This window comes from Sulfuricaulis limicola (genome assembly GCF_002355735.1).
In the GTDB taxonomy this organism is placed as follows: Bacteria; Pseudomonadota; Gammaproteobacteria; order Acidiferrobacterales; family Sulfurifustaceae; genus Sulfuricaulis; species Sulfuricaulis limicola.
This window is the reverse complement of record NZ_AP014879.1, coordinates 2533885-2546470: the sequence shown is the minus strand read 5'-3', so window position 1 is coordinate 2546470 and position 12586 is coordinate 2533885. Positions and strand designations below refer to the sequence as shown.

Here is a 12586-nt window from a genome sequence, read left to right as displayed (position 1 = left end):
TGACGTTGGGGCATGCTTTCAGTATTTGGGAGGCGAACCAGTTTATGAATAATAAACAGATTGTTTTGCATTTCCCGCTGACAGGTGGCGGACCGGATCAGGGACCCAACGATTCAGGACTAGAACATTTCATGGGCAATGTGCCAAAACACATTGCACGTGAATGCGCGCAGAATTCCATCGATGCGGCCCGACGAACGAGCTCCCCTAAGAAAGTACGACTTGAATTCACTCTGCACCAGATTCCGGTTAACAAGTTGCCGGGTCTGCATGATCTGAAAAAATCTGTCATACCTGCTTGCCGGGAGTATTACAGCAGGGATCCGAAGGCAAAAAGGTATTGTGAAACCGCTCTCAAAGTTCTCGCAGGGGATACCGTTCCGGTACTTCGCATCTCCGACTATGAGACTACTGGGCTCAATGGTTCGGATATTGACCGAAACGGACAATGGTACAGCTTGGTCAAGTCCAGTGGTGTTTCCAGCAAGGATGTTGGTTCGGCCGGTTCTTTCGGCATTGGCAAGCATGCCCCGTTCGCAGCTTCTGCGGTGCGAACTGTTTATTACACAACACGGACTGACAACAGCAATGTCGCATTCCAGGGTGTCAGCAAATGGTGGAGCCACGAGAATCACGACAAAAAGGTCACACAGGGAACTGGCTTTATCGGTTTATTCGACAGGAGCACGGAGGCATGCCGGGCAATCAGGAACGCTGACGATATACCATCTGTATTCACGCGAGCCGAGCCCGGTACTGACATCTGGATACCGGGATTCGTGGCAGAGGATGGCTGGGAAGATGAGACCATCAAGCATCTGCTAACCAATTTCTGGCTGGCGATCTATAAGGGTGATATCGAATTTCAGGTTAATGGCCAGCGCCTCTTCCGAGAAAATCTCAAGTCATTGCTGGATAAATATTCAACACACGACGACTTTAATGCCCATCACTATTATCAGGCGCTGACTTCAGAAGACAGCGTCTCGGCAAGTGAAAAATTCCCGTTCATCGGTGAGATGCGACTTTATCTGCTCGCCAGCGATGATGAACAATTGCCCAAGAATGTTCAGGGAATGCGTAAGACAGGCATGGTGATAATTGAAAAAAGGCGCTTCACTTGCCGCCGGCATTATGCTGGCGTGTTACTTTGCCAGAACGAGGAAGGCAACAGTTTCCTGCGTTCAATAGAGCCACCGCGCCATGACGACTGGGAAAGGGAACGAATTACCGAACGGGGCGGCAAAAAGGCACTGGATTCAATGTGGAACTGGGTGCGGAAAAACGTCCAAGACCTGAATCCGAAACCGACAAGTGAAGCGGTAGATGTGCCCAACCTGTCCCGCTATCTTCCGGATTTTCCCGACAAGGATACGAAGCAGAAAGAAGGAGAGCCGGGGCTGGAGTCAAAACCCTTCAGCGGCGAAATTCCGGTGACTGAAACGCCGGGAAAACCACCCAAGGCAGCTGATAAAGGCGGCGGGGACGAGCCAGGAGAAGGAGTGAAAGGCAAAAAAGAGACGGGCGGTGGAGGAGCGGGTGGTAGAGGCGGAGGCGAAAAATATCCGGGGCCAGAAATTGTCAAGCCTGTCCACCTGAGAGCCATACGAATTTCGGACAGGAAATATCGCATTATCGCTAGATCAGAAACCGCGGAGAGAGGCAATCTGTTGCTGCAGGTAGTCAACGATGACGGCTCGCTTGATCCGGCCGAGCTAAGCACGGTAACCAGGGACGGCAAACTTGTTGAACTGGAGCACAACACAATAAAAGATGTGGAGTTAAGCGCCGGTAAACCAGCCGTGTTCGAGGTAGAGCTTGGCATGGCTATCCCGATAACCCTCTCCGGCACAATACGTCTGGAGCAGGCGCCATGAAATTGCTTCGTGGCGCCACTTTTTCCCATCCGGTCGTCGCGCCGTTTCTAGACGACGTAAAGGCCGGTAATTTCCACTTACGCAATTTTGCTGTGAAGGCAGACGGGGCAAACTACCGTCTCATGGTCGATTTTGAGCTTGGCAATCCCGGACTTCTTGAATATATCCGGAAAGGGAAGGCAGGTTATGCGCTCCTCGTTGAAGCGAGAGGGCTCTTTTACAGAAAACTGTATTCGCCCCTGCCGGAAAAGCAAGAACTGATTATCGATGGCGACCTGCTTTCCGGAAGCATTGATTGCATACCGCTGGTCGTTGCGACAGCAGACATACCCGAATATGTGCTGGATGATTTCAACGCTGACTACAGAGGTCTGAAAATCTCCATAAGCAGCGGTGATGTGCTTGCCATCAGCTCAGGCCAGACCTTTGTTGCCGAGAAAATGTATGACTCGCTGCAGAAGCTATCATCCATCATGCAGGTAATAAGGGACGAGAAGGTTGCGCCAGGAAGCATGGATGTCGCCCTGCACGAAGACAAGATTACTATATACGTCTGTCCGCAGGATCATGAGAAATACGGCACCTTGAGCAAACTCCCCGAGGCAGCGCCACTCCTCATGCAGTCACTTGCGGTTCCGGCCCTGCAAGAAGCTATTGTGGAAATGCGCCGTGAAGACGGCAGCAGCGGCGAAAGACGCTGGGAACTCGCACTGAGAAAACGTCTTGATGTCATGAAGATCACCATCGGTGATTCTTCCACTGCCGACATCGCGTGTCGTCTGCTTGAAGGTCCGTTGTCGGCCTCGTTTTCCAGTCTTGATGACCTGATTTCAGGAGGGAATGAAGAATGAATCTCAATTTTCTCCCTGACTCATTGCTGGCGGCGTTAAGGCGAAACATCCCGGATAACATCCAGAAGTACAAGGCTGATGACAAGGCGTGGCTGGATGAATATGTCCGCTCAGAAAATCTACCCGATCCAGCACAGTCCGGTATTGAAATAACCGACTTGCCGGCGTTACTGCTTGATAACGGAAAACCTGTCAGTGATACCGATGCTGCAACAAGAGTGCACGAGTGTTTTCGAAAGCTCAAACCTGTACAGGCCGCTGATGAAAGACTGTGGTCGTATTTATGCCACTGCGAACCACTCTACGGATATGTAAGGGCGAGATGGATCAAACAGGATGGTGAGCTGAACGAGAATGCTGTGCTTAGACGCTTTTTCTTTGAGAGCAAAGGGCTCCGCGGGTTGACGCGAAACGCCCTCTCTCGTTTGTGGTGGTACGGATATTTGACGCATGAAGACGGTGCGGCCGAACCATACCTGCATACCGGAATGCTTCTAGAATACCAAGATACTCCTGTGGGCTTGCTTGAGCGAAGCTTGGGGAAAAACCCGGAAATTGTTAAGCGCGTTTCTCACTATATCCACGAAAATGCTAAAGACTGGTCTGACCGGAGCCACACAATCCAGAAACTGATCAGGAATATAAATGCAGCGGGTGGCGCGGTGGTTCTTGATGCCCTGAATGATGCCAATCTGAAACAGTTGTGCAGGCGATGCACGCCTTAGCTAGCAGGAGCAGGTCCATACCAAGGCGTGAAAAAGGCTGGTATCCGGCCTGTCTTGACGGGGACGTCTGTATGACATAATGTCCCTAAAAATTCCCCCCGTCAGGAGCAGCTCATTTATGGAAAGCCCGAGAGAACTGCTGAAACAGGCCAGATCCAGGTTCACCCAGAAACAAATAGCAGCCCATCTCGGCGTTAACGCCCGCACTATCAAGCGTTGGGAGGCCAGAGAAAACGACCCGCCAAAATTCGCTGCTCCTGCGCTGCAACAGTTACTTCTTCCGATAGATAACCCTGACAACTCTGCCGGCGAGTTTTCCTTTATCGACCTGTTTGCCGGGATTGGCGGTATCCGTCTCGGTTTTGAGGCCGCCGGCGGCCGTTGCGTATTCACCAGTGAATGGAACGAGCCGTCGGTAAAGACATACCAAGCGAACTTTCCCGATACTCACCCGATTATTGGTGATATCACCAAAGTAAAGGCCAGCGAGATCCCTGACCATGATGTCCTGCTTGCCGGTTTTCCCTGCCAGCCGTTTTCCATCGCCGGTGTGTCAAAAAAGAATTCTCTCGGCAGGGAACACGGGTTTCGTTGCGAAACGCAGGGAACATTGTTCTTTGATGTCGAACGGATAATCGAGGAAAAGCAGCCCAAGGCATTCCTGCTCGAAAACGTTAAGCATCTCCTGAATCACGACAAAGGAAGAACATTCGAAGTTATCCTGCGTGCTCTCAGAGACAAGCTTGGGTATGAAGTACACTACAAGGTCATTGATGCAAGATATTTTGTGCCTCAGCATCGCGAACGCATCATTATTGTTGGTTTCCGGGAAAAAACAGGATTCTCATGGAACGATCTCCAGCTGCCGGATATCAGCAAGCGGGCACCAGTCATGAAGGACATCCTGCATCCTGAGAATGGTTCCGAGGAACCTGAAGGGCATTATACAGTTGGGAAGAAAGCTCTCGTAAATGAAGACAAGTATGTTCTCAGCACCAAGCTTTGGCGCTATCTGAAAAATTATGCAAAAAAGCATCAGGCCGCAGGCAATGGTTTTGGTTTTGGTCTTGTGGGGCCAGATGATGTAGCGCGTACGCTTTCTGCCCGATACTACAAGGACGGTTCTGAAATCCTCATTTCTCGCGGCCGCAAGAACCCAAGGCGCCTGACGCCACGCGAGTGCGCGAGGCTCATGGGGTTCGACAGAAATGGAAGGAAGTTTGTAATTCCCGTATCTGATACACAGGCCTACAAGCAATTCGGAAATTCAGTTGTTGTGCCAGTCATTGAGACAGTTGCAAAAATCATGCGGCCTCACATCCTTTCTCTGGTGGATGCCGAGCGGAGTGGAGTAAGACAGCTGCCGATAGCGGTCTAATGACCGATATCGTCGACAGAGCCACACGCAGCCGGATGATGTCCGGCATACGAAGCAAAAACACAAAGCCTGAACTCCTCATCCGAAAAGGACTGTTTTCCAAGGGGTATCGGTACCGGCTTCATGGCACTAAACTGCCAGGCAAACCAGACCTCGTATTTCCAAAATACAAAGCAGTAGTATTTGTTCACGGATGTTTCTGGCACGGGCATAATTGCCGTATTTTCAAGTGGCCATCAAAACGCGCCGGCTTCTGGAAAAAGAAGATCTTGGGTAACAAGAGGCGCGATCATAAGCAGGTGACTGCCTTGGTTTCACAGGGATGGCGAGTTCTTGTTATCTGGGAATGCGCCATCAAGGGTCCTGGAAGGCGTGATTTGTCTTACGTTGTAGAACGATCTGCTTCTTGGTTACGGTCTAGGCGCAAGAGCGCGGCGATCGAGGGCAGTATCAATCCTAAACATAAGAAAAAATACTACTAAAAAATCTCTATTTTTCATTAAGGTACCAACAAACACTACCCGACAAGGGAAAAGATATGGATGAAGAAGAAGTGTTGGAGGCTCTTAAAGAATCCTTTGATATCCCCGGAGGAAGTGAAATAACTGCCGGAGCTATGAAACAGGTTCTTGGGAAAAAAGTAAATGACAAGGAGTGGATTAAAAAAAATTTCAGTGATCTCATCGAGGAGATCCAGCTGATAGCTTATGACCATTACTTGCGGGCAGAGCGACCAGCTGGCGCGGATGCATTCAGAAAGGTGTTTACCAGCCTTCTTCCAGAAAAACCCGTAGCGGACGATTTTTTTAACCTGCTTGAGAAAAATTTCTGGGCATTGGACAGGTTTTTCTTGGGTCTAACGCAGGGACGGCGACCTCGTGCCGGAAAAGCCTTCGAGCACGTGATTAACAAATTGTTTACTACGTTGGGATATCCGTACACATCGCAACCAATTATAAATGGTCAACCGGATTTCCTGTTACCAAGCATCGAGCATTATCGGCATAATGCTATGGACTGTATTATTTTTACAGTAAAGCGCAGCCTCCGAGAGAGATGGCGCCAAATTGTCACCGAGGGTACACGTGGTCATATGTTCTTCTTGGCCACCATTGATGAAGGCATTGGAGAGAGGGATCTCGCGGATATGCTGAAGAACAGGATATATCTGGTGATGCCAGAAAGAATCCGCGCAGCTCATTATCCCAAATCAGCGAATGTGATCTCGTTCGAAGCTTTTTTCCAACATCATTTAGATCCAGCTATGGCGAGGTGGCGCGCTAATGGAGTTATTAAGTAAGATATAAATGGAGTCGGATTGCAAATTAAAGGAGCTGCGAATTAAAGGAGCTAGGCTCAATTATTTTTGCATAGGAGTCGGGATAAATCACAGTTTCCGCCGATATCGACCAGAAACTGTGATCCCCCGGTTCAGCCTTGCTTTTGTCTGCCTGTCAGCGACAGCCGAATCTCACGCCACCTTCCGCTTCGGCTGCCACGCCTCCGCCTTGAACTGATCGTTCAGCGGCACGCGCGCGATGTGGTCCACGTAGTTGTTGAACGTCTTCATGCCCACGCCGAGCAGCACCTCGATGACCTGCGCCTTGGTGTAGCCCGCTTTGAGGAACGCCGCGAGATCGGCCGGCGCCACGAAACCGCGCTGTTCGGCGATCTTGCGGGTGAAGCTCACGAGCGCGTCGAGTTTGGCGTCGGGGAGCGGCTCGCGGTCGCGCGCCGCGGCGACCAGCGCCGGGTCCGCCTTGGCCAGGTGCTTGGCGATGGTCGAGTGCGCCGCCACGCAGAACTGGCAGTCGTTGGCCTCGGAGACGGCGAGCGCCACCAGCTGTTGCTCGCCGGGCGAGAGCGTGGACTTCGAAAACGCCTCGCCGATCGCGAGCGCCCCTTGCAGCGCGGCGGGTGACTCGGCGATGGCGGCATAGAGGTTGGGCACGAAGCCGAAGGCCTTCTTGAGGCCCTCGAGCAGCGGCCGGCTGCGGGCCGGCGCGGTTTCCAGGGTGTGAACGGTGAAGTTCGTCATGTCGGTGTCTCCTTTCAGGGTTGCCGCGAAACAGGCCCTTGCCCGTCCCGTCGGGGAAGCGTAGGTTGGCAGACTATGACGGTACGAATAAGCCCTAATGCTCCTGATTTCATGTCCGAAACGCCGGATTTCGATCTGTTATCGGACGTGCTGCATAGCTTTCGGCTGCGGGCCGGGATTTTCAAGCAGGGGAGTTACTGCGGCGCCTGGGCGCTCGATGCGACCGGCGTCACGCGCACCACCTTTCACCTGATAGGGCGCGGTCAGGCCTGGCTGCACCGCGAAGGCGAGGCCGAGCCCATGGTCGTGCGCGGCGGCGATCTGGTGATGTTCCCGCACGCCGCCTGGCACCAGCTCTCCGGCACGCCGCAACGCCAGCCGGGCATGCATCTGACCTCGACCGGCGACGGTCCGTACACCACGGTGCTGTGCGCCATGGTGGAGTTCGAGACCGGCGGGCTGAACCCCGTCATGCAGGCGCTGCCGGCGGCGATCGTGGTGCGCAGCGAAGACCAAGGCACCTCCGCCGAGCTGCACGCGCTCGCGCGCCTGATGCTCGCGGAATACGACGCCGGCGCTGCCGGCCGGCAGGGCGTGCTCGACCGGCTGGCCGAGGTCATGTTCGTGCTGGTATTGCGCCACCATATGCAGCGGGCGCAGGAACTCCAGGGCTTTCTGGCGGCGCTGAAGGACGAGCGCATCGCGCGGGCGCTCGCCGCCCTGCACCGCGCGCCGGGCGCGGACTGGCGGGTGGAGACGCTGGCGCGCGAGGCGAACATGTCGCGCACCGTGTTCGCGGAACGCTTCGCCGGGCTGCTCGGCCAGACGCCGATGCAGTACCTCGCGATGTGGCGCATGCATCTCGCCGAGCAGATGCTGCGGGAGCGGCGTGCCTCGGTGGCGCAGATCGCCGAGAAGCTCGGTTACCAGACCGAGGCCGCGTTCCGGCGCGCGTTCCGACGCGTGCGCGGTGTCGGCCCGGGCGACGTGCGGCGGCAGGCGCGCGCCGGTTCGTAGAGGGGGGGTGGACCCCGGTTTCCGGTGGATTCCTGAAAACTGCTTGATTACCGATTCTAATCCGTTGATATATTACGAATGTTTTTCACGCCGTGAATTGCATAACCTCATTGTGAGAGAATCCGGCCAGTACACGCTGCCAAACGAATAATAAAGGTGGAGGAGGTGCGTCCATGTTTGGTGCCCGCCTGATGTTTCTGCGAATCGCAGCCGTCGTGTCCTGCCTCTTTCTTGCTGCCTGCGGCAGTGGGGGCGGCGGAGGTGGAGGGGATTCTTCCACTGCCACGGCGCCATACATTCTTGCAGCCGTTCTCAGTTTTCCCGAGACGAATGTTCCACCAGCTGGATTTGTTCCAGCCGGCTTCAATAGCGAAGCCTCTGTCGCTGTCCTGGACAGCACCACCGGGGAACCGATCACCAATGCCAGTGTCTCCGTGAACGGCGTGCCCCTCGCCTACGTTCCTGCCGGTCAGGATTACGAGGGAGGGATTTCTGTAAACCCCGGAAGCAGCATTACGCTGAGCGTTACGGTTGGCAGCACTACCTACACTTCTACCGCCACCCAATTCAGTTCCTATCCTGCGATTACCAGCCCGCTCACGGATGCCACCTGGGTATCGACCGAATCAAACCTGGCGGCCTGGTCCGGGGTGGCGCCGACAACAACATCGCTGTACGCCCTCGGTGTTTTTGACACGAACGGCGAATTGGTATGGCCATACGGTTCCATACAAATCCTGCCTACGACAACGACGTCCTATACCATCTTCCCCTGGAGTCTGACGACCGGAAATCGTCTCCTGATTGTCGGCCTCATGGACCTGGTAGAGATACCCAATGCGTATCCAGATTCAGGTCTCATCATCGGTGGTTTCAATTATGTTCCCATCACTGTCATCAACGCGAGGCCACCCGCAGCACCAACACTTCAGTCGATCGCCATGACGCCGGACAACCCGACCGTTACGGTCGGGAAGACAAAGCAACTCACGGCTACCGGCAGCTACTCGGATGGCAGCACCCAGGACCTGACAGCGCAGGTCAGCTGGCAATCGTCCGATCCCGTCAAGGCGACGGTCAGCACCACCGGCCTGGTATCCGGGCTGAGCTACGGTTCCACGACTGTCACGGCAACGCTCGGGAGTATTTCGGGATCCACGTTGGTGAATGTTTTCCAGCCGACCCCGTCGCCGGCTCCACCTCTGAGCCAATCGGTTACCTACCAGATCGACTATGCGCATTCCGGCAGGGCAGTGTTCCCATACTCCATTACGTTCCCGAACAGCCCGGCTTGGTCCGTCACCCTCAACGGCGCCATTTCATATCCGCTGATTGCGGGTGGAAAGGTATATGTGACCACGTCGGGCACGGGCGGGGTCATGTATGGAACGTCGTTGTACGCCCTTGATGCACAGAACGGCGCCATTCTCTGGGGGGGTCCTGTGGCGATCTCAGGCACCTACGGTTGGTCTGCTGCCGCCTACGATCATGGCAAGCTATTCGTCATCAATTTCGATGGCCTGTTGCGATCCTTCGATGCCACGACGGGAGCCCCGGGTTGGAGCAAGCAGATGCCGGAAAATCAATACTGGTTTGACTCGCCGCCCACTGCGGTAAACGGGATCGTTTATGTGGGTGGCTCCGGCTCAGGCGGTACTCTGTATGCCGTCGACGAGGCGAGCGGCAATGTACTTTGGACTGCCGGGGTCGCGAATGGCCAGCAAAGTTCGCCGGCCGTATCCAGCGATGGCGTTTTTGTCTCGTACCCGTGCCAGGTTTATAAATTCGACCCAATTACAGGTGATTCACTGTGGCACTACTCGGGGCCATGCTCAGGGGGAGGAGGCAAAACATCAGCCTATGCCAATGGACTGTTGTACGTGAGGGATTTCATCGATTTTAATTCACCGTTTGGCCAAATTTACGACGCTACAAACGGCACACAGGTTGGCACTTTCAATGTCGGTACCTTCCAGGTGGGTCCCATACCGGCGCTTGGGACGACCACCGGCTTTATCCTGAACGATGGGGTTCTTCAAGCCATCAATCTGGCCTCGCGCAACCTGCTTTGGAGTTTTGCTGGCGATGGACGGCTCGTCTCAGCCCCGATCGTTGTCAACGAAGCTGTCATCGTCGGATCCGGTTCTGGGAAGGTTTACGCCCGGAACATCACGAACGGAGCCAGTCTCTGGGAAGGAAACGCCGGCGCTTCGATACTCGGGCCAGACGAACATAACGTTTCGCAGCCGCACACAGGTATCGGCGCCGGTGAAGGATATCTGGTGGTCCCGGCAGGCAACGTCCTGACGGCTTGGAAACTTTCCGGACCCTGATTGTTGCGGTGTCGCAATCCTGTTCGCTCGCCTCGCCACCCGAACTGGTATTGGGCAAGACGAGCGAGCGTAGCGAAGCAGGGTTCGTGACAGGGCTACATGCCCTAAAATTACTACACAACAAAAACTAATGAGTAACGACCAGGAGGTAGTTCCATGCATTTCCATCATCGTTGGGCAGTTACTGCCATTTTCGTTGTTGCGTTGAGCGCTTCAACGATCGCCCCTGCCGCATCCGTGAGCGGCCAGGGCACCTGGGAAACCACGTTGCAAGCTCGTGACTTTGACGGCAACACCGCCACGATCGAAGGTTATTACGACACTGTCCTCGGCATCACCTGGCTGGCGAACGCGGGGTACGCCCAAACCAGCGGTTATGCCACATATGGTGTTATGAACTGGTACGACGCCACTACTTGGACTGCCAACCTCAATATCAGTGGTATCACCGGCTGGCGGTTACCAAGGGTGTATGATACTGGCGTACCGTGTACGCTCTTAAACAGGTATGGCGGGGGAATGTGTGAATTTAATGTTCTAACCACCAGTGGTTCGACGGTGTACAGTGAATTAGCGAGCATGTATTACGATACACTGGGTAATAAGGCTTTATATGACAGCTCTGGAAATAGTCCGCAACAAGGCTGGGGGCTAACGAATACTGGGCCATTTTTGTATGTGTCAACCATGCCCTACTGGACTGACACATCGTATGCGCCCAACTTATTAGATGCGTGGATGTTTGATCTTGGTGACGGCCAACAAGCTATGAGCGCAAAACTTTATAGTAACTATTTTTCATGGGCTGTGCATTCGGGTGATGTCGGTGTGGCGGTTTCTTCTGTGCCAGTTCCCGCGGCAGCGTGGTTGTTCGGTTCTGGTTTGATTGGTTTGTTTGGAATGGCAAAACGTAAAGTCCACGTTTGATTGCTAAAGGGGTCTCCGCAATAGGGGACGTACCACGGTTTCGGGCAAAGCGCGAAAGCCTGCAATTGGCCTATAGAGGACTTCAATTCAAGAACACTTCATAGGCCATTTCCAAGGCCTCGGACACGTACCCTCATCGTTTGTTTACTCTACTTGGCCGATTTTGGATCAAGCGCCCAACGCGCTAGAATCGCCCGCTTTCCCAGGCATTTTCCATGGCCAAAGACCCGGTTAACAATCTAAACGTATTGTCGCAGGACCTGCTGCCGACGCCGCAGCAGGTCAAGAATGCATTGCCGCTGACCGAGAAGGCGCAGGCGACGGTGTTGCAGGGCCGCGAGACGGTGCGGCGCATCCTCGACCGCGAGGACCCGCGCCTGTTCGTGGTCATCGGGCCGTGCTCGATCCACGACATCAAGGCGGCGCATGAATACGCCAAGCGCCTGAAGCGGCTGGCGGACGAGGTGGGCGATACACTCTATCTCATCATGCGCGTGTATTTCGAGAAGCCGCGCACCACCGTCGGCTGGAAGGGGCTGATCAACGATCCGTTTATGGACGATTCCTTCCATATCGAGAAGGGCCTGCACCTGGCGCGCGAGCTGTTGCTGCACCTGGCGGAGATGGGCCTGCCGGCCTCGACCGAGGCGCTCGACCCGATCACGCCGCAGTATATTTCCGACCTCATCACCTGGACCGCCATCGGCGCGCGCACCACCGAATCGCAGACGCACCGCGAGATGGCGAGCGGGCTGTCCACGCCGATCGGCTTCAAGAACGGTACCGACGGCAGCCTCACGGTTGCCATCAACGCGTTGCACTCGGCGGCGCGCGGGCATCATTTCCTCGGCATCAACCAGGAGGGCCAGTGCGCCGTGTTCCGCACCCGCGGCAACCGCTACGGCCACATCGTGCTGCGCGGCGGCAACGGGCGCCCGAACTACGACTCGGTGTCCATCGCCCTGGTCGAGAAGGAGCTGGCCAAGGCCAAGCTGCCGGTCAACATCGCCGTGGACTGCTCGCACGCCAATTCCAACAAGGACCCCGCGGTGCAGCCGCTGGTGGCGGAGAACTGCGTCAACCAGATCCTCGAAGGCAACCGCTCGATCGTGGCGCTGATGCTGGAAAGCCACCTGCACGCCGGCAGTCAGCCGATCCCCTCGGACCTCAAGCAATTGAAATACGGCGTGTCCGTGACCGATCCCTGCATCGGCTGGGAGACCACGGAAAAACTCCTGCACTCGGCGCGGGAGAAGCTGAAGCCGGTGTTGGGGAAGAGGAAGGCGCCGGGCTGATTTGGTGCGCAACAAGAAAGGTCGTCACACCGGCGGAAGCCGGTGTCCAGGTTATTAAATAAAAACTATTAATAGACTGGATTCCCGCTTCCGCGGGAATGACGGAGTAGGGCGCGTACCACGCGCCAGTTTTTGTAGGGTGCGC

At 55.1% G+C, this 12586-nt stretch carries 11 protein-coding genes; 10 read left to right on the top strand and 1 reads right to left on the bottom strand.

Going from position 1 to position 12586, the window contains the following annotated elements; translation table 11 throughout:
- Positions 1-44 precede the first annotated feature (44 nt).
- From SCL_RS12315 to SCL_RS12290, 6 genes are all read left to right on the top strand, one after another.
- A complete protein-coding gene (locus SCL_RS12315) occupies positions 45-1877 on the top strand; it encodes a hypothetical protein (RefSeq protein ID WP_148665091.1) in 1833 nt (610 codons plus the stop codon).
- The gene (locus tag SCL_RS12310; RefSeq protein ID WP_096361479.1) at positions 1874-2728 is read left to right on the top strand and encodes a hypothetical protein; all 855 of its coding nucleotides are present in this window, start codon (positions 1874-1876) and stop codon (positions 2726-2728) included. Before SCL_RS12315 ends, SCL_RS12310 begins: the two co-directional genes overlap by 4 nt.
- Positions 2725-3453 (top strand): DUF6339 family protein, encoded by a 729-nt coding sequence (locus SCL_RS12305; RefSeq protein WP_096361478.1) that lies wholly within the window; start codon positions 2725-2727, stop codon positions 3451-3453. The genes SCL_RS12310 and SCL_RS12305 overlap by 4 nt, the downstream gene beginning before the upstream one ends.
- Before the next feature lie 118 nt (positions 3454-3571).
- Positions 3572-4831 carry a DNA (cytosine-5-)-methyltransferase gene (dcm, locus tag SCL_RS12300; RefSeq protein WP_096361477.1) on the top strand — a complete coding sequence of 420 codons (1260 nt, stop codon included), beginning with the start codon at positions 3572-3574 and terminating at the stop codon, positions 4829-4831.
- Positions 4831-5313 carry a very short patch repair endonuclease gene (locus SCL_RS12295; protein WP_096361476.1) on the top strand — a complete coding sequence of 161 codons (483 nt, stop codon included), beginning with the start codon at positions 4831-4833 and terminating at the stop codon, positions 5311-5313. The genes dcm and SCL_RS12295 overlap by 1 nt, the downstream gene beginning before the upstream one ends.
- Positions 5314-5369: 56 nt before the next feature.
- A complete protein-coding gene (locus SCL_RS12290; RefSeq protein ID WP_096361475.1) occupies positions 5370-6131 on the top strand; it encodes a type II restriction endonuclease in 762 nt (253 codons plus the stop codon).
- Positions 6132-6302: 171 nt separating this feature from the next.
- Here the strand turns inward: SCL_RS12290 and SCL_RS12285 are convergent, their stop codons facing one another.
- Positions 6303-6869 (bottom strand): carboxymuconolactone decarboxylase family protein, encoded by a 567-nt coding sequence (locus SCL_RS12285; RefSeq protein ID WP_096361474.1) that lies wholly within the window; start codon positions 6867-6869, stop codon positions 6303-6305.
- 111 nt (positions 6870-6980) lie between these two features.
- On the opposite strand from SCL_RS12285, the gene SCL_RS12280 reads away from it, so the two are divergent.
- The 4 genes from SCL_RS12280 to SCL_RS12265 all read left to right on the top strand — a co-directional run bounded on the left by SCL_RS12280 (position 6981) and on the right by SCL_RS12265 (position 12441).
- Entirely contained in the window at positions 6981-7886 is a 906-nt protein-coding gene (locus SCL_RS12280; protein WP_172426045.1) for an AraC family transcriptional regulator, read from the top strand.
- 173 nt (positions 7887-8059) lie between these two features.
- Positions 8060-10219, top strand: a complete 2160-nt coding sequence (locus tag SCL_RS12275) for an outer membrane protein assembly factor BamB family protein (RefSeq protein WP_096361472.1) — start codon at positions 8060-8062, stop codon at positions 10217-10219.
- A 156-nt stretch (positions 10220-10375) separates the two neighbouring features.
- Positions 10376-11146, top strand: coding sequence for a DUF1566 domain-containing protein (locus SCL_RS14295; protein ID WP_096361471.1), 771 nt, complete (start codon positions 10376-10378; stop codon positions 11144-11146).
- Positions 11147-11361: 215 nt separating this feature from the next.
- Entirely contained in the window at positions 11362-12441 is a 1080-nt protein-coding gene (locus SCL_RS12265; RefSeq protein WP_096361470.1) for a 3-deoxy-7-phosphoheptulonate synthase, read from the top strand.
- Positions 12442-12586 lie beyond the last annotated feature (145 nt).

Bases quoted from the DNA above. Each gene is read 5' to 3' on its own strand.
- SCL_RS12315 (WP_148665091.1), top strand. From the start codon at position 45: ATGAATAATAAACAGATTGTTTTGCATTTCCCGCTGACAGGTGGCGGA.
- SCL_RS12310 (WP_096361479.1), top strand. From the start codon at position 1,874: ATGAAATTGCTTCGTGGCGCCACTTTTTCCCATCCGGTCGTCGCGCCG.
- SCL_RS12305 (WP_096361478.1), top strand. From the start codon at position 2,725: ATGAATCTCAATTTTCTCCCTGACTCATTGCTGGCGGCGTTAAGGCGA.
- dcm (WP_096361477.1), top strand. From the start codon at position 3,572: ATGGAAAGCCCGAGAGAACTGCTGAAACAGGCCAGATCCAGGTTCACC.
- SCL_RS12295 (WP_096361476.1), top strand. From the start codon at position 4,831: ATGACCGATATCGTCGACAGAGCCACACGCAGCCGGATGATGTCCGGC.
- SCL_RS12290 (WP_096361475.1), top strand. From the start codon at position 5,370: ATGGATGAAGAAGAAGTGTTGGAGGCTCTTAAAGAATCCTTTGATATC.
- SCL_RS12285 (WP_096361474.1), bottom strand. From the start codon at position 6,869: ATGACGAACTTCACCGTTCACACCCTGGAAACCGCGCCGGCCCGCAGC.
- SCL_RS12280 (WP_172426045.1), top strand. From the start codon at position 6,981: ATGTCCGAAACGCCGGATTTCGATCTGTTATCGGACGTGCTGCATAGC.
- SCL_RS12275 (WP_096361472.1), top strand. From the start codon at position 8,060: ATGTTTGGTGCCCGCCTGATGTTTCTGCGAATCGCAGCCGTCGTGTCC.
- SCL_RS14295 (WP_096361471.1), top strand. From the start codon at position 10,376: ATGCATTTCCATCATCGTTGGGCAGTTACTGCCATTTTCGTTGTTGCG.
- SCL_RS12265 (WP_096361470.1), top strand. From the start codon at position 11,362: ATGGCCAAAGACCCGGTTAACAATCTAAACGTATTGTCGCAGGACCTG.